The sequence below is a fragment of the Turicibacter sp. GALT-G1 genome (assembly GCF_025594995.1).
Lineage (GTDB): Bacteria > Bacillota_I > Bacilli_A > MOL361 > Turicibacteraceae > Turicibacter > Turicibacter bilis.
On the sequence record NZ_JAMQUS010000059.1, the window covers coordinates 5159 to 28143 of the forward strand.

Sequence of the window (22985 nt, forward strand, 5' to 3'; positions counted from 1 at the left end):
AGCAATAGCGGAACATCAAATGACGATTCATCAAGTAATGATTCTGATAAAGAACAACAAACAGAGGAATCAGTGAAAGATGAAGTCGTAAGTGATGAAGAAGCAAAAGATGAAGTGGATAAGGATGAAGAACTTATTGAGGGTGAGGATGAAGAAGAATTGAGTACCAAGTTATGGGGTAAACCAACTCAACAATCTTCAAAATCAAATCTTCCAATGGTGATCGCGGTCTCAACGGTAGGTGTTACAGGATTAGGAGTTGGTGGTTATATTGGATATATGACCTATATTAAAAAACAACCTTTAAAGATTAAATTTAAAAAAGAATGGTTTAAGTTCAAAAAACGTAAATAAAGATAATAAAAAAGATTGCTAAAGGCAGTCTTTTTTTGTTAGGAGGACATTTATGTGAAGAAATTATTCATGATGATGGATTTAAAACGAATGATTTCCATGATGTGTATGTACATGATGTTAAATCTATGTTTTGGCTTAAACGTTGAAGCGGCGATCAGTGTTAGTCAAGTAAGCCAGTATACTAATATCTATACGACTTCAAAATCAAATGAAGAAGAATTTCAATATGAAATTCATGGTTTTGAAACATCAAGTAGTGGAATTGTTATTGGTGGTTGGGCGGTTATTCCTTACTCACAACATTTAAGTGGTTCAAGTACACATGAAGTTGCCATTTATCTAGAGGGAAGTGATAGAAGTCGAAAGATTTATAATCAAAGTTATACGAATAACTATGATAATGTGTCTAGGACAGATCATTTTAGATTAAATGGAGTTAATACACGTTGTGGAGATGGACAATATAATCAATCTCAAAATACATGCTACTATGATTATAATAGAGTAGGATTTGAGGTAGTCATTCCATATGCTGATTTAAAACCTGGAGTGAATTATAATGTGTTTATTTTAATGAATACAAAAACAACTGGTAAAAAATATATGTCACCAGTTTATGCCATGAATATTAATGGTTCTAAAAATGGGACAAGTAGTACCTATGGGTTAGTTTCATACTATTTCAAATCAGAATTAAGAGATTCTACGGTTAAAATGTTAGGAGATCCTGTTTATGTTCGTAGCACAGGAAGTAAAACAGGATCAGTAAAGACGTATAATGGTAAAAACCTATATTGGCGTGTTGGAGAAACATACAGTAATATTAAAAGCTATTCGGTTGAGAATCAGAGTTCATGGAATCCTTATGATAAAGTGCTATGGTGGAATCTAGGCTATGTTAAAGGGAATCACCCAACGGAAAATAGCCGATTAAGAGTCATTAATGGAACGACAGACAGTGGATATACTGCTAACAACTGGACAGAACTCGGTGGGAAACAGGCTCAAATTCAAGTGACTTATCAAGGAAGTTGGACATTTAGTGGAAGTAAAGTGTCATTGACAAGTGGTGGAACACTAAACCTAAGTGGTAGTCACTATCATACGAACTGGAATGCGAGTGGAACAGTCAATCAGTCCATTACCAAGTTGATTAATTTGTCTAATAATGCGACCACAAACCTCAATGATTCATCACGTAATGGAAATAATTTTTCATTAAGTACAGACGTGAGAAATTTAGGTATTGGTAAATATCGAATCGAACATTATACGAGTTACTCAAATACGCCATCCAATGCCACAAATACTTCAAATCAATCAAAAGTAAATCTAAATTCCGATACTGGTTGGGTGATTTTTACGAATGGTAAAAAAGGAAGAGTGGCTTATGATCCTTCGCAAGGAGCTTTAGTGTTAGAGATTGCTAAATCAGAAGCAAATTGGCAGTATGGCTTATATACCAACAGCCCATCAAATATGAGTGCTACAAATACTGGTGGAATGGCAGTTGTCGAAGAAAATAGTAAAAATAAGTTATTCATTTATGGTTATCACCAAGATACTCACCGATTTGGTATGACACCATCTGAATATAAACTAGATATTTTTAAAGTAAGTGATAGTGGAACATGGAGTTTTGTTAAAAGTATTAACGATTTATCGTCAATGAGTTCTACTGAAACTACTTTTAAGTCATTAATGAATCTTGATGAGTTTGAAAATGGAAAATATAAATTTAACCATATTGCGACGATTGACGGAAATCAACACATTTTCACACTAGGAAAATCAAATATCAGTACCACAACTATTAATACTGAATGGTTTACCATCGGTGAATCTAGAACTGATGATCTAGGTAAACGTATGGCTAGAATTTATATGGACTCTTCAAATGACTTAGTATTGGAGATTAAGACGGTTAAAGGAATTGAAAAGCTAAATTCGATTACCTATCAATCAAATTCGATTGATTTATCAACGTATTTGACTATTCAAGGAAATAACGGAGAATCCATTAAGAATATGTATAATGCGAATAATATCTTCAATCAAAAGATTTTAATTAAAAATGCTCAAACAGGAAATACCGAGCGTAGCATTGATAAATCATCTATCTTTGATGGTTGGGGAGTCAATTTCAGCATTAAACATGAATGGATTAGTCAATTACCACTAGGTACTTACTATCTTGAAGCAAGACTACAACTAGATAGTGGTGATGGGGCAACTCGAAGTCATGGGGCTGTTGATTTAACTAGCAATGGTAAAGATATTGAAAAGACGATCTTTATTGAGGATAAAAAAGTAACAGTCACTACTGGTACAAATAATCGCATTGAGTTAGTAGTCGAACCTGGTATTGATTTAGTGGCTGAAAAAATTGAAGCTTATACAAGTAATTTAAAGTCAGATGGATTAGTTCAAGTGACGATTAATAGCGTGAGAGAACTGCCGTATAACGTAAAGGCGAAGATTGAACTATCCTATAATGGAAGTTTGGCTAATACAATAACAGTAGAATTAACAAAAAATAATTTAGGAAAAGCTATTGATGTGACGATTCCTAAATCAAAGTTAGTCCAAGCGAGTACCAAACAAATCGAAGCTAAAGTCACATTATTAGATAATCAAGATTCAGATATTTCTAATAATACGATTATTTCAGATTTTTACACTTCTTCTACAAAGACGATCACGTTATCTCATGATAGTCATACGGATAAAGTAACGTATAAAGGTGTGATCAAAACAGAACGTATCCGAAATGAAGCTATTAAGTTATTTTATGAAACAATCACATTAACTCGATCTTTACCTAAAAAAGAGATGGTGACGTATGCTTCATTCCCATTGACGTTAACGATAGATTATCAAAATGAGTTAAATCGTGAGCTAATGGTAAAAAATGCACAATCATTTATGCCATTAGAATTATTAGATAATTATTTATCTTATCCAATGGTAAACAATACTTATCAAGTGGAGATGGAATCAACCTCAACTAAGAACCAACAAATTTTTAAATTTCCAACGATTTATTATGAAAAACAGACAGGATTATTATTTAATTCTAGTACAGATTCACGAATTACAAGTAGTGTTAGACCAACGAATGACTGGTTTATTCCACTAAATGCACCAATCCAAACCTATCAATTTTCAACAACTATCAATGAAGTTGGAACAAATGAGATCACTTTAATGATCGTTAATGAAATTGAGGTTACTAAACACTTTGTCGCCAATACTGATCCATCAGATTCAACCACTGGTGGTGCTAATAATAGTGGTGGAAGTAATGGAGGAACAGTAGATAGTGGATCAAGCGGAGGAGGTGGCTGGAATGACGGTAAAGTTTATATCCGTATCATTGATCCAACCAACCCATTTCCAAGTGGAAAAATTCCTGATCGTTGGAAAGATTTATTAGATTTCTTTCAATAATTAAAAAGGCTAACCCACTAGGTTAGCCTTTTCTTATTAAGACATAAAGGAGGGAATTTTAAATGATCCATAAGATATTTAGTGTCTTAATTTGTGGTTTATTTACTTCATTGATGTTAGATATTTTTTCAACTAATATCATAACACATGGAATTAAACAAAATATGCAAGAATCAGCAGTCGTGTCAATGGTAACGAATTTAGAAGTGGATCGAACCAATGAAGATTATTTTTTGGAACAAGATCAATTTAAAGTTAAATTTCAAGAAATGTTTAATCGATATGCCAATCCAAATTTCAACTATCAAATTAAGTATAAAACAAATGAGTTAGGAGCTTCAATTGTTGTGATAACAGATACTCCATTAGGAGAAATTGATGTTCCACTTAGTGTCATTTACGAAGAAAAGTAAGGAGGAATCCTCTAATGTCAAAGGAACAAGAGTTAGCACAATTAAAACTCAAAGAATTAAGTCAGTTACAATCTAATATTATTCAAAAACTTCATCATGATGAACAAAATGAGTTGCTATTAGGAGCTTTTGGAAACGAAGAGAAAAAAGAAAATTTAAGTCAATGGATCAGTACATATTTAGATGAACAAGGGTTAAGTGAGAAATATACGGTGCAAGATGTAGTCAATCGTTTATGCGGGTTATTTTTTATTGAGGATATCCTAAAAGATGAAAATGTGACCGATATTTCTTTTAATGGAAAAGATATTTATGTTCAAGATAACACGAAAGGTCGCTATAAATATCATGAGACATTAACAGAAGAAGAGGTAGATATTTTAATTAGTAAAATTTCAAACTCGATTAATAGAGAGTGTAATGCGACACATCCTATTTTAGATGCCGAATATCCTCGATTACGTGTTAATGCGACATCTAAAACTATTGCACCCTATGGGAGAACATTCTCATTACGTTCAGTACGTCCAAGATTAGCGTTTGATCCTAAAAGAGTAGCCTATACTCCGCAAGAGATATTTGATTTATTAGGAGCGTTAGTTCAATCAAAAGCTAACTTTGTCGTGAGTGGAATTACTGGAAGTGGTAAAACCGAACTTCAAAAATGGTTAATTGGGCAGATTCCTAATAATCAAAAAATTATTTCGTCCGAAGATACACTGGAAATGTTCTTGAAGGATTTATTTCCAGAAAAGGATATTATGTCATTTAGAACAACTCAACATATCACACATACAGAGATTGTAAAATTAGCTTTACGAAATAATCCAGATTGGATTATTATTGCGGAAACTCGTGGATCAGAAGCATACAGTTTAATTAAAGCCGGACAAACTGGACATAATGTTATCACAACACTACATTCTATGTCAGCGGACCAATCAGTTGATCGATTTATTCATATGTGTAAAGAGGAATATGACTTAGACACCTTATTATTAGGTAAGTTAATTTCAAATGTATTTTCGATTGGGATTCACCTTGAACAAGAGATTACAGATCAAGGAGTTCAACGTTATATTTCTCAAATTGTTCAATATGAAGATTATGATAAAAATGGAGTTGTTTGTTCTCCTCTTTATGAATTAGGCTATGAAATTGTAAAGGGAGAAGTGAAGAAAGTGAATAAACTTTACCCATTAAATGATCGATTAACTAAGTTATTAACCAAACACCGTCAGGTTGATGTTTTAACTAAATATTCTAAACTTGTTGGAAAGGAGCAATAAGCGTTGAATAAATTGAAAGAAATCATTAATGCCATTAGACCTAAAAATACGATTAAAGTATTAAGCGAATGTTCAAAAGTAACTCCTAAAGAATATTGGTTAAGATTTTTCGGAACATTTCTTTTAGTTTTTATTGGAGCAACTATTCTTTATGTGAATATGTTATTTGCCTTATTTATTGCTTTATTAGTTACGATTGTTAGTAATAATATTATCTTAATTTATCGCAATAAAAAACTATATCAGAAACATATACAAAGTCAGTTAAACTTATATTTAAATTTAATGGCCCAATTATTATCGACGGATAAAAATCTACTTCAATCGTTTAAAAGTGTTGTCATTTCATTAGATTCACCCATTCGAGAAGATTTAGAGTTATTAATTTTTGAGTTTGAACATAGTGGGAATCCTAATAAGGGTTTAGATGATTTTTCTCGAAAATATAACAATGATATGTATTTAAGAATGTTTCATGATCAATTAAAACTTTATTATCGTGAGGGCGGAAATACAAAAGTATTAAATGAAATTGTTGAAGAACATTCTAACTATATGATTGCGGTTGATCAATATACACGCAGAAAAGGGTACTATCGTCAATATATTTATTTTTTCTCAATGTTTGTCCTATTTGTTCCAGCTATTTTCTTATTTACCCAAAGAGATATGTATAATTTATTTAGCCTATCAATGTTTGGATACCTTGTTAATACAGTCATTATTTGTGCTGTTTTAAGAACCATTGTTATGACTGAAAAAGACTATTTAAATGATGTATTAATTGATTTTAATTAAAGGAGGGATAAGATGTTTACTAAGATTAAAGAGCAATATAAAGAGATGGCGATAAAAATAGCTGAACCCCATTTAGAAGAGTTATTAGAAGAAGTTTATGATGACAGAACGATTCTTCAATTTCAGTTACAACGATTAAAAATGACGTTCATAATATTTTTGCTTTTTTTGGCGACAATTATTGCTAACCTATCAACGCTTTATATTGGATTAATGGCTATCTTTACGATTGCAAGTTATTTGATTCCAGTTCATGATTTAAAGCAAAAAAAGACAAATATTCAAACCAAAAATGATTTGTTATTTCCTAACTATATTAAAATTTTATTGACTCTTTTACATAATAATACGTTATATCGTGCTTTAGAAGAAAGTCGTCAATATGTGAGTAAAGATTTAGAGAAATCTATTAATCTCTTTTTAATTGACTTAGATAATGATACGTCTTTAGACCCTTATTTAAAATTCGCTAGTCGATTTAAGTCAACTAATTCTCGTATGGTGATGACTATGCTTTATTATTACGCGAACGAAAGTGATAATCTAGTTTATTTGGAAACTATATCTAGGCAAAATGATAAGGTGAAAAACAATCAATTAGACGAATTAAGTATCAAAAAAGCTGATAAAATGCAAAAGTACGGAACTCATGTTCAAGTGATTGTTATTTGTCAGATTTTATGCTTTATTGGTTATTTAATCTATACTATTGCAACGTCAATTTTTTCAACGATTTAAGGGAGGATAAAAGATGGGTGAGATATTTGGATTCTTAATTTCATTAATTCCAATATCGCTATTTGCGAGTTTGGGGATTAACATGTTTGCTTATTATAATGTATCAACTCAACATTACGATATTAAAGAAAAAGTGGTTGAAATTATCCAAGTTGAAGGCGGACAAACAGAAGCAGCCAATCAAAAGATTAATCAATTAATTGCTAAATATCCTCACGAAATTACAGTTACAACTAACAGTAATGGATTGGAGGAATATGGAACAGAAGTAGAAGTTTCTGTTAAAGTCGAAAATGATACAATTCATTATAATCTAACACGTAAAGGAACATCTGTGACACAAGTTGTCAAGTAGAGGTGGATAATGGTAGAAAAAAATTCAGAATTAGTTTGTGATAATGAAAATAATTGTGGAATTTTAAGTGTTGAAATACTAATAGAGCGATTAAAAGATGTTCCAAAAGATTATCAAGTCGTGATTGTTAAAGGAAATAATCATCCTGTTACTCATTCTACAGTGTCAAATACGATTGATATTGATGGATGGAACAAACAAGTTATTCTATATATTTAAGTTATAATTTTTAGACTAAAGCAACTATGGAGTTGTTTTTTTTATGCCTATTTTCCAAAGGAAATTAAGCTTTTGGAATGATAGGATAGGCAGATAATCCGATTTTATTCGCTTATCTGTCTATCCTACCAAAAGGTAGGAAAATCATATAAAAAGAAAAGGAGTTGATCCCAAATGGGTGAAAAAGGTGGAAGTTTAATGAATTTAATGATTGTGTGTGCGGTAGGAGCGATTTTGATTGCGATATTCTCACCACAGATGAAGTCGATTGCCGATTCAGTGTTTGCTAAGTTACAAGAAGTGATGACAACAGGAGCAGTTATGCCATCAATTAAGCAAATGTTATCAATGATGATTCATTAAAGAGAGTCTATCGTCCAAAGGAGAGCCTTTGGAATGATAGGATAGGCAGATAATCCGATTTTACTCGCTTATCTGTCTATCCTACCAAAAGGTAGGAAAATCATAAAAAAGAAAAGGAGTTGATCCCAAATGGGTGAAAAAGGTGGAAGTTTAATGAATTTAATGATTGTGTGTGCGGTAGGAGCGATTTTGATTGCGATATTCTCACCACAGATGAAGTCGATTGCTGATTTAGTGTTTGCTAAGTTACAAGAAGTAATGGCAACAGGAACAGTTATGCCAAGCATTACACAAATGTTATCGATGATGATTCATTAATTAAGGTCTATCGTCCAAAGGAGCACCTTTGGAGTGATAGGTTAGGCAGACGAAATAAATTAAATTTTTTCATACTAATTCTCCTTTAACTAGTTTATCCCTATAAATTTCCAATTCTCGTCTGTCTAACCTATCAAAAGATAGAATACTAAAATAAATAAAATCAGTGGGAGTGATTTATCATGTGGCAAAATATGATGTTTTTTGGATTGGGAGTAATTAGCGGAGTATTTTTTTTAGCGGTTATGTGTGCATTGATTGTCGGTAGTCGTTTTGAACAACCATTAGAAATTAATGATAAGGATTAATAGATAAACAAATATATGAATTTTTAATATTTCATAAGTAGCAACTTTTTAAAAGTTGTTTTTTTATACCTTGAAAGGGGGTGATTCCATTGGACAAATAAAAAAAGACTACTTTTATAATGAGTAGTCTTTTTCTTTAAAGATATATGGAGTAAATCATTGCAACTCCATCATTATAAACCAAATGCAATGACGAATTTTATCGAAATTAAAGGAGAGATTTAAGAATGAACTTTTTTGACAATATTATTAATGTATTAAATTTTGTATCAGAGAAAATGAGTTTAGTTGGATTAGCAGTGATTGTTTTATCAAGTATTTTATTCGGTGTAGGCTCTATGTTTATGGATGAATCTCACGAAACATTTGCGAAAGCGAAGAAATGGATTGTTAAAGCAATTATTGTAGGTATCTTTATCTTTGGTGGGGGAACGATTGCTTCTTTTGTTCAAGGATTAATGCAACAAGGTGGATTCCAAACTGGAATGGCGATGATCGTACCTTTTTTAATGTAAGGTGATAAACATGAAAAACTTTTATAAAGCAGGTGGACTTTTAGCCATCTGCTTTTTCTTTTATCCTAAAATAGCTTTTGCTTCGAGTTTTAGCACAGATTTAGCTCGTGAAAACGTTGAAGTAACAACTATGTTTAGTGACGTATTTAGGTGGCTTATTTGGTGGCTTGTGAAATTAGGATATACTGTATGTGGCTTTTTTGAACAAGCGTTGAATTATATCTTTGATATTGCACCTAATTTTTCAAATTTAACATCGGATGAGTTTATTAACCATTCAGTTGTTCTTGGAATTGCTTTTTTGAGTCCAATTTTAGTGTGGATAGGTCTTAAAGCCATGACTAAACAAAATCATAACCTTATTAAACAAACGAGTGTGAATTTATTGGTGATTGCGAGTTTGCTTACCAGTTTAACCATGCCTATTTATAATGGAAAATCACTTATTCCTTTGCTTAATGATTTAACTCAATCAAGCATGAATGCTTTTTTAGGTGACGATCAACTCAATTTATCTAAGTCGTTGATTCTAGATCAATTAGTCGATTTACAGTATGTGATTAATCAAAAGAGTAACACTCAACTCAATAACATCAAGGAAAATACGTTTGAGCCAGAGTATTTTAATATTAATGAATTGCTTGATCGTGACAAAATCAACAAGGAGTATCCAGTTTATAATCAATCGACTGGTGAGTGGGAAAGTCAAAAACTAAAGGATAGCTGGTTTGGATGGTTTGATGAAAATATTTATCGTTATCAGCTTCAAGATCCCTTTGTTCTTATCTTGAGTTTCTTAGTCCTCAGTCTAGGTTTTATCTTTGCAGGTTTAAAATTCTTACGATTGATTCTAGAACTTTCCTTTAAACAAATTTTACTTCCGTTTGTTGGATTAACAGATGTTGAAAATGGACAACGATTTAAAAAATTACTTCATTCAATAGGAACAACTTTCTTATTAATGGTTATTGTGGTGATTATTTTCCGTTGTTATCAACTGGCTATCGCATGGATTAACACAGGATTTGGCTTAGTTAATATTGATTGGGGCATTATGATGTATATGAAGTTATTAGGCTATATCGCTGCCGTTTTAATGTTATTAGATGGGCCAAGAATTGTAGAAGAATTATTTGGTATGGATGCAGGAATTTCAGGTGATGCGGTAAGGGCAACATCACACGCTATGAATATTGCTAAAAATACTAAAGAGTTGGGGCAAAGTGCGACAAAGGGTATCAGCAATATTGCCAAAACAGGAAAAACTGTTTCTGAAAATAAATCAGTTCAGAAAGTCGCAAGTAGTATTAAAAATGGTGTCAATAAAGGTGTTGAAAAAGCAGTTCATTTTAAAGGGTTTGATGAAAATGGAAATGTTATGAGTTCAAAATCTAATACATCACCTAACACTACAAGCGACACACCAAAATCAGTAGTTGCTAAAGCAAATCCAACAGAAAGTAATTCATCACAGGTTGTAGATTCTAATGTTGAGGACAAATCAGTATCAGAAAGTCATTCGCCATCTAGTATGACAAATGATACACCAAAATCAGTAGTTGCTAAAGCAAATCCAACAGAAAGTAATTCATCACAGGTTGTAGATTCTAATGTTGAGGACAAATCAGTATCAGAAAGTCATTCGCCATCTAGTATGACAAATGATACATCAAAATCAGTAGTTGCTAATGTGAATCCAACGGAAAGCCATTCATCATCTAATACTACTGATACTACTGATACAGTTGGTGAAAAAGAAGATCAAAAAGGTGTTAAATCTTTATCTGAAATGTGGCAACAATCAAACATTCGTCAAACTGTTCAAAATGTAGCAACAGAGGGTCAAAAAACAGTTCAGAATACCACTCATAATGTTAAAGAGAAAGCAAACGAAGTGATTAAAAAACCTATCGTTAATGGAGGAAAAGTAGCTGTAAATAAAGTTATATCATCAGTGAATGAGAATTTTGGAGAAGTTGAAAAAATGGCTAAACCAATGACAGATAAAATTAACGAAAAAATTAGCAAGAAACAACTTAAAGATCAATCAATTAAGGCTGATCCGACATCTCAACCAGAATATGATAAAGATAATAGTTATAAAATAAATCCTTTTGAAGATTTAATGAAACGTTCAGATGAACGAGCTAAAACAACAACTTTACCACCATACGAAATTTGGCAGATTAAAGATGAAGAGGATGAGAAAGGAAGTGAAGAGTAATGTATTTAATCCCAAAGGATTTAGAGGTTAATTATGCGTTTCCAGAAGTCAATTTCTTAGGATGGACATTTCAAATTTTTATATCAGATTTAGCAACCTTAGTAGGAATACCACTTATGGCGACATTTGGATTATCAACTGATATTATTAATTTAATTCCGAACATCCCCCATTTTTTAGGAATAGCTTGGGGAGTAATAACTCTATTTTGTGTTTATCTCACCATTTTTCCATCACCAGTACCATTAACGAGAAATTATAAAAGATTTTTGATTTGGTTAAATCGTCCAAAGGGAACGTACTTAGCACCACCTAGTCAAGATATTATTAATTTAACTTTTAAAGAAAAGGAGGAGGACTTATCTTGCGAAATAGCACCCAAATCGTTGAAGTGGTATCACAAATTACACCACAAATTTTCAAAACCAAAACAGGGGATGTTATCCAAGTCTTTGAAGTAATCGGTCAACAAGGTTTAGAAAAAAAGCCTTATGAAGAGTTGAACAATTTTTTACAACAAGTGGCAAAACGGCTTAAAAGTTTTAATGTAGCAAGTCATTGGTTTATTCAAAAAGAGCCACTTAAATATCAGAATCAGATTCATTATTACCGACAAAAACAAAAACACCAATCTTTTGAATTGACTGATCGTGCAAAACTAGAACTTGAAGCTGAAATAAAACGCTTAGAAGAGTTAGAGTTAGGTCAATCTATCGAACGGTATTATCTTGTGGTATTAGCGGTGGATCATCAAGAGTTAAAACAAGCAGTGAAGTGGTTATCCTATCATCAAGATGAAGTTAAAAATCGACCATTAACTGAAGCTGAAAGTATTAAGTTTTTTCATCAACTCTATAATTAGCATTTAATCGATTTGTAACGAACTTTAATATCATTTGACATAAATATACTAAATGCGAGAAACAACTGCCTTAGCGGTCATTTCTCGCATTTTAAATTTAAAAGGAGAGGTGAGAGCATGAAAAAAAATCCTGTAAAAGAATTAGATGAACTTCGTGAGTATCTAAATTCTGAATTGAAATCAAAGATAGCATCTATTGGAGGGTGTAAGGTACAAGCTAGATACATTGAGATGGCAGACGGATATGTCACTTATTTACATATCTATGATTTTCCTTATGATAATCCAGCACTTTGGAGTAACTGGCTAAAGCCACAGGATGGAGTATTACAAATTAGTATTGATCCAAGTTGTCATAGTGAGGAGATTAAAAAGAAATTAAATAAAACATTTAGTGAATTAGATGATCGTTTAAAAAATGCGAAAAAGCCTACTCAAATTAACGAATTAAAATTAAAACTAGCAGAATTAAGTCCGCTGATGAATCATGTGAATCAAGATGGACAGTTTGTCAGACTAACTGCAACAATCAAGTTGAAAGCTAAAACATTAGATGAATTACAAGATAAAGTAGATCATGTTCAAGAACAACTTATGCAACATGGCTATAAAGCAACCATTTTTTTAGATGAACAATTAGATGAACAAACGAATCAATTAAGACGTATTTCAAAAAGAAAAAATAAACGTTTTGGCAAAATTGTTCCTTTGGATACCTTTGCAGGTTCATATCCTGCTAATAAAAAAGAATTATCTGATCCGATAGGATGGTTTGCAGGATTTGATGAAGATGGAACACCAGTTTGTATCAATCCGTTTTATAAAACAGAAAAACGTCCATCTTCTAACGGTTTGGTAGCAGGGGTATCAGGATCAGGGAAATCAACTTATTTATTTCGTATGATTAAAAACCATTTAATGTTAGGAGATCGAGTGAGAGTGCTTGATCCAGTTGGAGATTTTGCACCAGTGGTTTTTGACATGGGAGGGCAAGTTTTAGCTTTAGATGGTTCAACGGATCATGCTTTAAATCCTTTAGCAAAAGTTTTCGCTAAAGATGATACACAACAAGAATCAGCATTACAGTTAACGTTAGCAAAGGCTCAAACATGGTTAAGTTTAGCTTGTCCGACTTTGAATGATTATGAATTATCTCTTTTTACATCAGTTCTTCATGAATTATATAAGACAAGGGAACAAGTTATTTTGAGTGAAGTGTTAGAAGCGTGTCAAAGTAAACTTTCTAAAGGAAACTTAACAGAACAACAGTACAATCGCTACGATAATCTGGTGACAATTTTACAAGATTTAGTGAATAACTATGGAAGTCTTTTTAACAGATACACAACGGTAAATCCCTCACGAGCAAATGGTATTTGTTTTTTAGTCAGAAATTTAACCGCACAACCCGAAAAAATTAAACAAGCACAATTTTATAATGTTTTATATTATTTATGGCAGGAACTTGTACTATTAGGAAGTGAAGAAAAAGAAAAATCACAAAAAGAAAATTACCATAAATCAAAAATTACTCAAACATTATTGGTGATTGATGAAGCCCATCATTTTATTAGTCCAGACAATGAGGATTCAGTTAAATTTATTAAATTGTTCCAACGAGAGAATCGAAAATATGAGGGTGGTTTATGGTTTGCGACACAAAGTATTCTTGATCTTATCAAGGAAGCTACGGATCAGCAATCAGAAAATATGAAACAGATTTTTGGATTTTGCCAGTATAACGTTATTTTTCATGAGAAAATGAATGCGAAGCCAACGTATAGTAAATTATTAGGACATCGTTTAACAACAGAAGAAATTGATCAAATTTCAAACTTAAAAAAGGGAGAATTTTTTCTTAATATAGATGGTGATACCACTTGTTTAGTTAATTCCTTTGGAACCTATTCAGATACAGATTTAGAATGGATGGGCGGTGGGTCATAATGTTCGTAAACCGCCTTATCAAGCACCAACTTCAAAAAAAATTTATCTTTTGGCTTTTAGGATTGCTAGGTGGCGGTTCTGTTTTGATGGGGTTAGTCACTCTTTTAACCGTAGTCGTGGTGATTACAAATTCAACAACTGGTTATCAAAATAGTATGGGAGAACCACCAACAGAAGATATTCCAATCGTTGATGGAGATATTATTTTCCCTCTTGATAACTTTCGTGTGACTTGTGGTTTTACTTGTTATGCTAACCATAACGGACTAGATATGAGTGGTGGATATGGAGCAAGTATTAGAGCAGTTAAGGGTGGTATCGTAGAAAAAGTCGTGACAGGATATGCGAGTAATGGTGGTTATTTAGGACATCCTGGTGGATACGGAAATCATCTAGTTATTAATCATAAAGATGGAACAAAAACACGTTATGCTCACTTACAAGATACAATTACGGTCAAAGTTGGTGATGAAATAGTCATTGGACAAGTTATCGGACAACAAGGAAACAGTGGAAATTCAAGCGGTAGTCACCTTCATTTTGAGTGGTATGAAAATGATGTAAGAATTGATCCTATGTTAAGATTACCATTTGATAATCTGGGATCAACAAGTGGACAAAATAAACCTTTAACACCGCCAACAGATGTAGAACAGAATCCAATAAGTTAGGAGGAATATGAGCATGAAAAAAATAAATCTTAAACAAAATCAAAAGAAAACAATGATTACGATTGCAGGAGCAGGACTGTTATTAACTGGTTTGTTAGTAGCAAGTCCTTTTTATTTGCCTGATGATACACCTATTAAAGACACATGGCGAACGAGTATCTATACAAGTATGGGTTTAAGTGTCAAAGTTAGTGATGTCACTACATCAAAAGAAAGTGGTGAATCATTTTTTACCTTAGTTCATGATGGGAAATCCTTTAACAATGAAACCATTAAATTATCACTTCATGCGATTAATCAAGATGGAACACTTAGTCCAGTTCAAAATGTTTCACAATTAACCCTTGAATCAGAAGAAAAAAACAATCTAAAGATTACAGGATATTCATTCTTTTGGCCTCAAAACACCTATCACTTACAAGTCACAATCACTTCTTTAGATTCAGATAATCATTTAGTGAATCAACAAATTATTTATCTTGATCAACGTAAAGTGAATGTCGTTGAAGAATCTTTTACAATGACAGATTATGTAGAAAATCGTTTAACGGATTATCTTGTTCCTACAATGCAAACGTCAACTAATAAAGTTGAAAATCCAGTAGCGACAAAAGAAGAAAATAAAAATTCTGATGAAATAACTGGTGATGATATTCAAACACCAAATGAAGAAATTCAAAATTCTACTGGTACATTACAACAAACTTATGTGATTGAGGGTGCTGAATTAGTTCAAAGCGATCATGATGGACATAATCATGATGATAATGAGAATGTTGAACCGCAGTATACATTAGAAGACCTTGAACATCAATTATCAAAAGCAGAAGAAAGTTTAAAATCAAATCCAAATGATGAAACACTTCAAGAACAAATTTCAAATCTTAAAAAAGAAATTGAAAATAAAAAGGCAAGTGAATAAATGATTAAAATATTGAAAGGTGGACTTTAAATGTTACAAAAAAAATTACAAAAAGCAGAGGAAAAATTAGAAAAAGTACAAGAGCGTAAGGCACAAATTATTGAAGAAGAAAATCAAGTTTTAAATGAGATTAAAGATTTGCAAAATCAAATTTTAACTCAAACCATTTCAGAACGAGGAATGTCATTTAATGATCTTATTGATTTAGTGAAACAGTTCGATCAACCATCAATATTAGAATAGTTGATCGTTTATTTTTTTAAAAATGAGCGTAGCGATTATATTTAAAAGTGCAAGTGGGGAAAAATGTTGTTAAACATTTTTCCCCACTTGCAGCCAAATTTTTTTGAACAAGAGTTCAAATTGAAAGGGGGGATAATTCGTGCTAACAGTAGAAATTAAAATTCCAAAATCAGTAGCCAATCGTTTAAGTGCCTTGGCAAAAGAGAACGGATTTAAAAGTCGTAATGAATTTTTACAAATAATTTTAAATCAGTTAGCTAATGATAAATTCCAACTAGAATCTGATAAACGTTATGAAGATTTTATCAAAGAAATTTTAAATCACATAGAAAAGCAAGAGCGAGTGATTGAAAAAAATACAGAAATATTAGAGCGAATTTATTCATTGGAAGTGAACAATAAGTGAGTGAAATTAAAATCAGAAAGCTAACATCACATGAAATAAATTCGATTACTGATCGAGCAAAAATGAAAAAATTTTCATCACGAGAAGCGTACATAAGACACTTGATTCAAAAAGATTTACATGAAGAAGTTCACATGAGTTCACATTTACGTTATGTGCAACTGATCGAACAATTAATTGCTTATATAGATTCTAGTGATCGCATAATTGAAGAAAATAATGCTATTATAAGAAACTATTTATATTTAAAATAAAAAGGACTACATTAGTAGTCTTTTAAATATGAGTATAAATAAGATGAGAACGTGATTTTAAAGTAGTTGAAATAACGATAGAGTTTGAAGTTACTTTAACTGTATTCCAATCTCCAAGTATGGCGAGAGGAAATTTACTAAATTTGTTATTAGCATTTTTTAAAATATATTTTATAACTTTATCAAAAGTTTCTTTTTGTTCCACTGGGAAGAAAATTTTAATTTCCATTGAAACACTTAATTTGTTTTTTGAGTTTAAATAACATACTATACAACGGTTATCTTCTTCAAATCTTCTTGTGTTACAAACAATCATTTTCACTCCACTAATACTGTTTGAATAATCTAGACAATTTCTATCGTCAATAAATATTTCATTAAGTGTTTGAGAATTATTAATCATTTCTGATAATTCATGAGATACCCCAAAAGCAAGTAGTCCTTTTGGAGTCGAGATACTGTTTATTACAACATCAGTATTTTTGTGACGAGGATTTTGGTTTTTCGTAAATGATGAGTCGGATGTAACAGAAGAATCTTTAAAAGAATTAAAAATAGAATGAATATCAATTTTACAATCTTTAAATTTCTTATTTTCTCCATATTTCTGAATACATTTACAGTTAAAACTATGATCGGGTTGTGACTTTGGAGGTTTATAAAAGTGTGGTTTTCTCTTTCCATCAATAGATCGAATTACCATTTTAGCTGAACAATCAGGTGTCGAACATTCATAGTTACCACCTATTGTCGTCACAGAAGAAGCAGAAACTATCTTTTTTTTATCTTTATCAAAAGCATTAAACATAACGTATTCTCCTTTCTAAAATATATTATATCAAAATAATTAAGGAGTTTTTTTTCATGGAAAGAAAAAATGAAATTATAAATTATTTTTCAGGAATTTTAAGTAATGAGATTGATTCCAATTTAGGAAGATTAAAAGAAGAGTTTTTAAAAAATGGAATTGAATGTTTTAGTTTCAAAAGTAAAAATAATTATAAGCAACAGAGAGATCTTATTGTCTTTAAGTTTAGAAAGGGTTATGGAATCATTGAGTATCATCCGAGTTTTATAGAGAAGTTATTGATTTGTGGAGCAGATAATTTAACCTTTAAAGAAGATAACTATCCCTGTGAAGTAGGAGGATTTTTTAGGGCATTTGAGTTAGATGTGACAATGAATGAAGTGCTTCTATACTTTGAAGAAACTCTAGAGTAGTTTAGGAGTAAAAAACTAAAAGAAAGCAGGATAAAGAGTTTTGCCCCTCTAGGGGCGTGAACGTTGGTAGTACCAACGTTTTGACTGGGGTCATAAAAAAACACAAAACCGTTAATTTACCGACAGATTAACAGTAAAAACCGTTAATTTGCCGACAGATTAACAGTAAAAACCGTTAATTTGCCGACAGATTAACAGTAAAAACCGTTAATTTGCCGACAGATTAACAGTAAAAACCGTTAATTTACCGTACAAAAAGGAGGGGTTTATATGTCAAAAGAACGAATGGAATTTAGAGTAAGTACAGATACATTTGAGTTTTTTCAAAAAAGAAAAGCTGAAACAGGTGAAAGTCTATCCGAGATTTTAGATAAAATAGTTATACAACATCAAATGCAATCAGAAGAGTTTATGAAGAAACAAAATGATTTGTTGTTGGAAGAATTAAAACCATTATTAGTACAATTAAGAACGATAGTGAATGAAACAAATGTAGTCACTCGAACAAATAAAGAAATTTTAAATTACATGTTATTAGCTGACAATTACATTAAAGAGTTTGATACGAATGGTGAAAATAAAGATCATTTAGTAACTATTAATGCAACTGAAAAAATTAAAGAACAGGTGAGGTATCAACGTTTAATTGCACTTGAAAACAAAAGATTAAATAGTCAAAAAAGATAAGGAGGAGCTATTTTGATTTTAAATACAGTTCAAGCAATTTATCAAAATAATTTACAACGATCACTGAAAGATGAAGAAAAAAAAGCCATGACTTATTTAAAAAGTCGTGGCTTTTCTAATGAAACCATTCGTGAGTTTGGTGTTGGTTATTCTAATGGAAATATCAAAGATGAATTAGAAAATTATCATCAAGAGTTGGTTCAACAAGGAATTTTAAATGCACGTAATAATGAAAGAAATTATCAACGTTTGATGTTTCCACTTCATAATGAAGATGGAGAATTAATCGGCTTTAATGGGCGAACACTAAAAGAAAAATCAGATACAGATCAAATTTATATTAAATATTTATTATCACCAGAGAGTTTAGAATTTTCTAAATCTAAGACACTCTATAATTTACATAGAGCAAAAGATTATATTAAAGAGAAAGATCAAGTTTATATTGTTGAGGGTGTCATGGATTGTATGACACTTTGGGAATTAGGCAAGAAGAATGTTGTGTGTACGTTAGGAACTGCATTGACTAAAGAGCATATTCAATTATTAAATCAGTATACAAATAACTATATTATTTGTTACGATAATGATAAGGCAGGATTTTCAGCGAGTGTCCGAAATGGAAAGCTACTGGCACAAACAGTTCGTGATTTGTTAAATGAAAATGAATTGAAATCATGGAAAGCAACAGAACGAATTTTATTTACAAAGCTACCTAGTGAGTGTGATCCGAACGAGTTATATTTAAAAGATAAAGGGGGATTAGATCAACGATTAGAACAACCTTTAACCTATTTAGATTATTGTCGTCAAATGTGTTCAGAGAATCCAAGTTATCAAAGTGTTTTTGAAGAAACAATAAAATCAGAACAACGTTTAAAAGATAAACATTGGAATAAAGGTGACTTGATGAAACTAAAATCTGAATTGAAACAAGCCACAGATATTTTAGAAGTTGCTCAAGATTTAGGAATCAAGGTTCAAAAAAATGGTCGCAACTTTGTAGGTATTTGTCCGTTTCATGGAGAGAATACACCATCATTTTTTATCTCACAAGAAAAACAAATTTATAAATGTTTTGGGTGTGGTAAAGGTGGTGATGTTATTGCTTTAGTATGTGAAATGAAAGATTTATCCTATCGAGAAAGCATGAACTATTTAAGAGAAAATTATGTTATTCCACATCAACAACAGATGGAAAGTAAAAAAAAAGATAAAGAGAGGGAATAGTAATGGAAGAAAAAACAATGCAACAAATTTTAGAAAATGAAACAATGACAACAGAAATTTTAAATGCTGAACATGGAAAAGGATACGTTGTTGGTATTGAAAAAAATTATTATGTGGTGAAAGATTTAGATACAAAAGAGGTGGTTCATGTGACACAATCTAACTTTGATTATGAAATGAACTCTCAAATTTTAAAAGATGTAGAGGAAGAAGAATCAGTTTGGCTGATTGGATTTGATAAAGAAACAAAAGAATATATGGAGATTTAAAAAGCAACTTATAAGTTGCTTTTTTTTATGAGGTGAAAGAACATGGCTAAAGATTATCAAGATCGTATAGAGCAATTAATTTATTCAGCAAATGAACAAATTAATAATTTAGTTGAATCGGAAGAAGATGTTAAAGAGTTATTAAATTTTAAAGATAAATTTTATAAATACTCTTTAAGAAACATGGCTTTGATTAGGAAACAATTTAGTGGAGCAGTAGCAGTAGGAACATTTCAATTTTGGAAAGAGCATGGATTTCATGTGAATCGTGGTGAAAAAGGGATTGAAATGTTAGTGCCAGTAGCAGTGCAATCATTTAAAAATTCTGATGGGCAAGTTAAATCTGTCAAGTATGCAACTAAAGAAGAAAAAGAAAAAATAAATCGTGGTGAAATAGAAGTATTTAGTGTAACTCGATTTAAAATCGGACACGTTTTTGATGTTAGCCAAACAAATGCAAAAGCTAGTGATTTACCAAAATTATTTCCTAATCGTTGGCTAGATGGAGATGTACCTAATTATGAAAGTTTTTATAAATCTTTAGAGAAAGTTGCTAATTCAATAGGTGCTGAAATTATTAATACTGGAAATGAGTTAGGAGCAAGTAAGGGAGTAACGTATACCTTAACAAAAGAGATTGAGTTAAATCATAGAAATGGTGAATTACAAAATATTAAAACTTTTATTCACGAATTAGCTCATGCAAAACTTCATAGTGGAATAAAACGTAAACAGTATTCTAAAAGTGAACGAGAGTTTCAAGCTGAATTAGTTGCTTATGCAGTTTGTTCACATTTTAATTTAGATGTATCAGAATATTCTTTAAACTATTTGAAAAATTGGACACAAGACACCGACATTCCGACTCGTACAAAGTTGTTAGAGGAAGTCTATAATACTTCTAAAGATTTTATTAATATATTAGAGGAAAATATGGCAATAGAAAAAGAATTAAATAGTAATCAAGAAGTGGAAAGTGAAAAAATTAACCTTAAAGATTGTGGTATATTATTACGTCATTTTGCCTTAGAAAGCATTAATACTGAACAAGAGATGTATTTTTGTGAGATTGAAGATTTTGAGGAGTTAATAGATGAGGGAATAATGACTAAAGAAAACTGGGAAGAATTTGAACAAGATTTGAAAAAGTTTAAATTAGTTGAAGAAGGTTATCTTGAATTACATACCGATTTTGAAAATTTTGAACAAGACAAAGATCAGATTGATTGTGTTATGACAGGGTATATGGATTTTTGGAAACAATTTGAATATGACCAAGTAATAAATTCTAGATTTCCAAATAAAAATTTTAGAAAAATCATTGTTGAGCAATTATTAGATCGCCATGATGGAACAACAGATATTTTTAAATCAGATTTAGAAGTATTGAAAAAATTTGAAGTTTTAAATTTAGAAAAACATAAATTAACAGATATAAAAGGAATTGAAAATTTTGAATCGTTACGAAAGTTAGATGTTTCAAATAATCCGATTATTAATTTAGATGTATCTGATTTAATAGGATTAAAAGAGTTACACGCTTATGCTTGTCATATTCATAATCTTAAATTACCTAAGTCTGAAACCTTAGAAATTTTAGATGTAACATTAAATAATTTAGAGGATTTAGATTTAGAAAAACAATCAGTGTTAAAAAGTTTATCGTGTAGTGGAAATGAATTGAGTGATTTAGGAGTTGCTGATTGCCCATGTTTAGAAGAAATTTTTTGTAGCAATAACTTGATTTCAGAATTAGATTTATCTGAAAATAAGATATTAAAACACGTTGAAAGTGAAAATAATCATTTAGAATGTATGACATTTTATTCTTTAGATTCTATTTGTGATTTGAAATTGAATGGAAATCCGAATGTCAATGTTGAGGAAGTTAAAGTGATCGATCCAACCATTAAATTTTTAACAGAAGAACAAGTTCATGCGTTAATTGAAAGATACGATAATCATTCTTTGACAGAATCTGATTATGGAAGTTTCTATTCTAAAGAGGGAGAACAATGGATAGGAATTGATAATGCACATGGAAATGTCTTTATTGAGCCGTTTAATAATAAAGAGTATTGCATGAAATGGTTAAATAATCATGAATTGCCAATTCCTTATGAAATTATGAATGATTTATTTCCAGATGAGAATTTTAGAAAAGCTATTTTAATTGAAGTGTTTGAACAAGATAAGTTAAGTGATAATACAACGTTAGTTTATGAACAGTTACCAGTGATCCAAGCACAGGAAGTTTTATTAATTCCAAACTCTCAAATCTACGATTTAACAGGAATTGAGCAGTTTACGTCATTAAAACATTTAGATGTGTCTTATAATCCGATTCAAACGTTAAAGGGAGTGAGTAGTGAATGTCGAAAAATTTATGCAAGTAGCACTCATTTGAATGAATTAAAAAATGAAGATATTCCAAAAGAGATTCAAACGTTAGATGTGGCTTTTTGTGATTTAAAAACATTAGATGTTTCAGAACGAGAAGAGTTACAATTTTTATTTAGTAGTCATAATCAATTAGAAGAATTAAATTTTAAAGGTTGCAACGAACTAATGTATTTAACGTGTCAAGATAACCTATTATATGACTTGCCAGTTCAAGAACTACCTATGTTAGAACAATTAGATTGTGCAAATAATTTTATTTATAATTTAGAAGTTTCAGATGGAATCCAATGGTTATCATGTCATACAAACCGATTAACAGAGTTAAAGCTAAATCATTGTGATGATTTAGAGCATTTAGAATGTGCATTTAATAATTTACATACTTTAGAAATTCAAGCGTTAGAAAATTTGAAAAATATTGATTGTCGAGGAAATGAACGTTCACCACATGAATTAATTCATGGAGTGACTAAATCAGTAACAAATGAGCAAGAGCAAGAAAAAGAACGTTAGTTTTTAATTA

26 protein-coding genes are annotated in these 22985 nt (G+C 31.0%); 25 read left to right on the forward strand and 1 reads right to left on the reverse strand.

Annotated features, from left to right (window positions below):
• The 20 genes from NEH74_RS10505 to NEH74_RS10600 form a co-directional block, all read left to right on the forward strand.
• Positions 1 to 354, forward strand: a 354-nt coding sequence (locus NEH74_RS10505; RefSeq protein WP_262941354.1) for a hypothetical protein, incomplete at its 5' end; no start/stop codon positions are given.
• 54 nt (positions 355 to 408) lie between these two features.
• Positions 409 to 3807, forward strand: coding sequence for a hypothetical protein (locus NEH74_RS10510; protein ID WP_262941355.1), 3399 nt, complete (start codon positions 409 to 411; stop codon positions 3805 to 3807).
• Between the two features lie 62 nt (positions 3808 to 3869).
• Positions 3870 to 4220, forward strand: coding sequence for a hypothetical protein (locus tag NEH74_RS10515; protein WP_262941356.1), 351 nt, complete (start codon positions 3870 to 3872; stop codon positions 4218 to 4220).
• A 14-nt stretch (positions 4221 to 4234) separates the two neighbouring features.
• On the forward strand, positions 4235 to 5509 hold the full coding sequence (locus NEH74_RS10520; RefSeq protein ID WP_262941357.1) for a CpaF/VirB11 family protein: 1275 nt from the start codon (positions 4235 to 4237) through the stop codon (positions 5507 to 5509).
• 3 nt (positions 5510 to 5512) lie between these two features.
• On the forward strand, positions 5513 to 6307 hold the full coding sequence (locus tag NEH74_RS10525) for a hypothetical protein (RefSeq protein WP_262941358.1): 795 nt from the start codon (positions 5513 to 5515) through the stop codon (positions 6305 to 6307).
• A gap of 12 nt (positions 6308 to 6319) precedes the next feature.
• Positions 6320 to 7045, forward strand: a complete 726-nt coding sequence (locus tag NEH74_RS10530) for a hypothetical protein (protein WP_262941359.1) — start codon at positions 6320 to 6322, stop codon at positions 7043 to 7045.
• Between the two features lie 13 nt (positions 7046 to 7058).
• The gene (locus tag NEH74_RS10535; RefSeq protein WP_262941360.1) at positions 7059 to 7400 is read left to right on the forward strand and encodes a hypothetical protein; all 342 of its coding nucleotides are present in this window, start codon (positions 7059 to 7061) and stop codon (positions 7398 to 7400) included.
• Positions 7401 to 7409: 9 nt separating this feature from the next.
• Positions 7410 to 7619: a hypothetical protein gene (locus NEH74_RS10540; protein ID WP_262941361.1), complete on the forward strand. Its 210-nt coding sequence runs from the start codon at positions 7410 to 7412 to the stop codon at positions 7617 to 7619.
• A gap of 174 nt (positions 7620 to 7793) precedes the next feature.
• Positions 7794 to 7982 (forward strand): hypothetical protein, encoded by a 189-nt coding sequence (locus NEH74_RS10545; protein WP_262941362.1) that lies wholly within the window; start codon positions 7794 to 7796, stop codon positions 7980 to 7982.
• Positions 7983 to 8111: 129 nt separating this feature from the next.
• Positions 8112 to 8300, forward strand: a complete 189-nt coding sequence (locus NEH74_RS10550; RefSeq protein WP_262941363.1) for a hypothetical protein — start codon at positions 8112 to 8114, stop codon at positions 8298 to 8300.
• A gap of 182 nt (positions 8301 to 8482) precedes the next feature.
• On the forward strand, positions 8483 to 8608 hold the full coding sequence (locus NEH74_RS10555) for a hypothetical protein (RefSeq protein ID WP_262941364.1): 126 nt from the start codon (positions 8483 to 8485) through the stop codon (positions 8606 to 8608).
• A 227-nt stretch (positions 8609 to 8835) separates the two neighbouring features.
• Positions 8836 to 9123, forward strand: coding sequence for a hypothetical protein (locus NEH74_RS10560; RefSeq protein WP_262941365.1), 288 nt, complete (start codon positions 8836 to 8838; stop codon positions 9121 to 9123).
• 10 nt (positions 9124 to 9133) lie between these two features.
• The gene (locus NEH74_RS10565; protein WP_262941366.1) at positions 9134 to 11347 is read left to right on the forward strand and encodes a pLS20_p028 family conjugation system transmembrane protein; all 2214 of its coding nucleotides are present in this window, start codon (positions 9134 to 9136) and stop codon (positions 11345 to 11347) included.
• Positions 11348 to 11711: 364 nt separating this feature from the next.
• Positions 11712 to 12209 carry a hypothetical protein gene (locus NEH74_RS10570; RefSeq protein WP_262941367.1) on the forward strand — a complete coding sequence of 166 codons (498 nt, stop codon included), beginning with the start codon at positions 11712 to 11714 and terminating at the stop codon, positions 12207 to 12209.
• Positions 12210 to 12326: 117 nt separating this feature from the next.
• Positions 12327 to 14156 carry a VirB4 family type IV secretion system protein gene (locus NEH74_RS10575; protein ID WP_262941368.1) on the forward strand — a complete coding sequence of 610 codons (1830 nt, stop codon included), beginning with the start codon at positions 12327 to 12329 and terminating at the stop codon, positions 14154 to 14156.
• Positions 14156 to 14827 (forward strand): M23 family metallopeptidase, encoded by a 672-nt coding sequence (locus tag NEH74_RS10580; protein WP_262941369.1) that lies wholly within the window; start codon positions 14156 to 14158, stop codon positions 14825 to 14827. The genes NEH74_RS10575 and NEH74_RS10580 overlap by 1 nt, the downstream gene beginning before the upstream one ends.
• A 13-nt stretch (positions 14828 to 14840) precedes the next feature.
• Complete coding sequence (locus tag NEH74_RS10585; protein ID WP_262941370.1) at positions 14841 to 15749, forward strand: hypothetical protein; 909 nt, start codon at positions 14841 to 14843, stop codon at positions 15747 to 15749.
• 30 nt (positions 15750 to 15779) lie between these two features.
• Positions 15780 to 15992 carry a hypothetical protein gene (locus tag NEH74_RS10590; RefSeq protein WP_262941371.1) on the forward strand — a complete coding sequence of 71 codons (213 nt, stop codon included), beginning with the start codon at positions 15780 to 15782 and terminating at the stop codon, positions 15990 to 15992.
• A 139-nt stretch (positions 15993 to 16131) separates the two neighbouring features.
• The gene (locus NEH74_RS10595) at positions 16132 to 16398 is read left to right on the forward strand and encodes a hypothetical protein (RefSeq protein ID WP_262941372.1); all 267 of its coding nucleotides are present in this window, start codon (positions 16132 to 16134) and stop codon (positions 16396 to 16398) included.
• Positions 16395 to 16652 carry a hypothetical protein gene (locus NEH74_RS10600; protein ID WP_262941373.1) on the forward strand — a complete coding sequence of 86 codons (258 nt, stop codon included), beginning with the start codon at positions 16395 to 16397 and terminating at the stop codon, positions 16650 to 16652. Before NEH74_RS10595 ends, NEH74_RS10600 begins: the two co-directional genes overlap by 4 nt.
• A 22-nt stretch (positions 16653 to 16674) precedes the next feature.
• Here the strand turns inward: NEH74_RS10600 and NEH74_RS10605 are convergent, their stop codons facing one another.
• Positions 16675 to 17460 (reverse strand): hypothetical protein, encoded by a 786-nt coding sequence (locus tag NEH74_RS10605; protein ID WP_262941375.1) that lies wholly within the window; start codon positions 17458 to 17460, stop codon positions 16675 to 16677.
• A gap of 56 nt (positions 17461 to 17516) precedes the next feature.
• Here NEH74_RS10605 and NEH74_RS10610 point away from each other — a divergent pair, with 56 nt between their 5' ends.
• The 5 genes from NEH74_RS10610 to NEH74_RS10630 all read left to right on the forward strand — a co-directional run bounded on the left by NEH74_RS10610 (position 17517) and on the right by NEH74_RS10630 (position 22975).
• Positions 17517 to 17873 carry a hypothetical protein gene (locus tag NEH74_RS10610; protein WP_262941377.1) on the forward strand — a complete coding sequence of 119 codons (357 nt, stop codon included), beginning with the start codon at positions 17517 to 17519 and terminating at the stop codon, positions 17871 to 17873.
• A gap of 270 nt (positions 17874 to 18143) precedes the next feature.
• Positions 18144 to 18560 carry a hypothetical protein gene (locus tag NEH74_RS10615; RefSeq protein WP_262941378.1) on the forward strand — a complete coding sequence of 139 codons (417 nt, stop codon included), beginning with the start codon at positions 18144 to 18146 and terminating at the stop codon, positions 18558 to 18560.
• A 12-nt stretch (positions 18561 to 18572) separates the two neighbouring features.
• Positions 18573 to 19790: a CHC2 zinc finger domain-containing protein gene (locus NEH74_RS10620; RefSeq protein ID WP_262941379.1), complete on the forward strand. Its 1218-nt coding sequence runs from the start codon at positions 18573 to 18575 to the stop codon at positions 19788 to 19790.
• Positions 19791 to 19792: 2 nt separating this feature from the next.
• The gene (locus tag NEH74_RS10625; RefSeq protein ID WP_262941380.1) at positions 19793 to 20059 is read left to right on the forward strand and encodes a hypothetical protein; all 267 of its coding nucleotides are present in this window, start codon (positions 19793 to 19795) and stop codon (positions 20057 to 20059) included.
• A 42-nt stretch (positions 20060 to 20101) separates the two neighbouring features.
• On the forward strand, positions 20102 to 22975 hold the full coding sequence (locus NEH74_RS10630) for an ImmA/IrrE family metallo-endopeptidase (protein ID WP_262941381.1): 2874 nt from the start codon (positions 20102 to 20104) through the stop codon (positions 22973 to 22975).
• Positions 22976 to 22985 lie beyond the last annotated feature (10 nt).

Excerpts from the sequence above, each read along its gene's own strand:
- NEH74_RS10590 (WP_262941371.1), top strand. The coding sequence starts at position 15,780 with ATGTTACAAAAAAAATTACAAAAAGCAGAGGAAAAATTAGAAAAAGTA.
- NEH74_RS10520 (WP_262941357.1), top strand. The coding sequence starts at position 4,235 with ATGTCAAAGGAACAAGAGTTAGCACAATTAAAACTCAAAGAATTAAGT.
- NEH74_RS10545 (WP_262941362.1), top strand. The coding sequence starts at position 7,794 with ATGGGTGAAAAAGGTGGAAGTTTAATGAATTTAATGATTGTGTGTGCG.
- NEH74_RS10530 (WP_262941359.1), top strand. The coding sequence starts at position 6,320 with ATGTTTACTAAGATTAAAGAGCAATATAAAGAGATGGCGATAAAAATA.
- NEH74_RS10550 (WP_262941363.1), top strand. The coding sequence starts at position 8,112 with ATGGGTGAAAAAGGTGGAAGTTTAATGAATTTAATGATTGTGTGTGCG.
- NEH74_RS10585 (WP_262941370.1), top strand. The coding sequence starts at position 14,841 with ATGAAAAAAATAAATCTTAAACAAAATCAAAAGAAAACAATGATTACG.
- NEH74_RS10535 (WP_262941360.1), top strand. The coding sequence starts at position 7,059 with ATGGGTGAGATATTTGGATTCTTAATTTCATTAATTCCAATATCGCTA.
- NEH74_RS10630 (WP_262941381.1), top strand. The coding sequence starts at position 20,102 with ATGGCTAAAGATTATCAAGATCGTATAGAGCAATTAATTTATTCAGCA.
- NEH74_RS10615 (WP_262941378.1), top strand. The coding sequence starts at position 18,144 with ATGTCAAAAGAACGAATGGAATTTAGAGTAAGTACAGATACATTTGAG.
- NEH74_RS10625 (WP_262941380.1), top strand. The coding sequence starts at position 19,793 with ATGGAAGAAAAAACAATGCAACAAATTTTAGAAAATGAAACAATGACA.
- NEH74_RS10515 (WP_262941356.1), top strand. The coding sequence starts at position 3,870 with ATGATCCATAAGATATTTAGTGTCTTAATTTGTGGTTTATTTACTTCA.
- NEH74_RS10555 (WP_262941364.1), top strand. The coding sequence starts at position 8,483 with ATGTGGCAAAATATGATGTTTTTTGGATTGGGAGTAATTAGCGGAGTA.
- NEH74_RS10610 (WP_262941377.1), top strand. The coding sequence starts at position 17,517 with ATGGAAAGAAAAAATGAAATTATAAATTATTTTTCAGGAATTTTAAGT.
- NEH74_RS10575 (WP_262941368.1), top strand. The coding sequence starts at position 12,327 with ATGAAAAAAAATCCTGTAAAAGAATTAGATGAACTTCGTGAGTATCTA.
- NEH74_RS10560 (WP_262941365.1), top strand. The coding sequence starts at position 8,836 with ATGAACTTTTTTGACAATATTATTAATGTATTAAATTTTGTATCAGAG.
- NEH74_RS10580 (WP_262941369.1), top strand. The coding sequence starts at position 14,156 with ATGTTCGTAAACCGCCTTATCAAGCACCAACTTCAAAAAAAATTTATC.
- NEH74_RS10605 (WP_262941375.1), bottom strand. The coding sequence starts at position 17,460 with ATGTTTAATGCTTTTGATAAAGATAAAAAAAAGATAGTTTCTGCTTCT.
- NEH74_RS10565 (WP_262941366.1), top strand. The coding sequence starts at position 9,134 with ATGAAAAACTTTTATAAAGCAGGTGGACTTTTAGCCATCTGCTTTTTC.
- NEH74_RS10540 (WP_262941361.1), top strand. The coding sequence starts at position 7,410 with ATGGTAGAAAAAAATTCAGAATTAGTTTGTGATAATGAAAATAATTGT.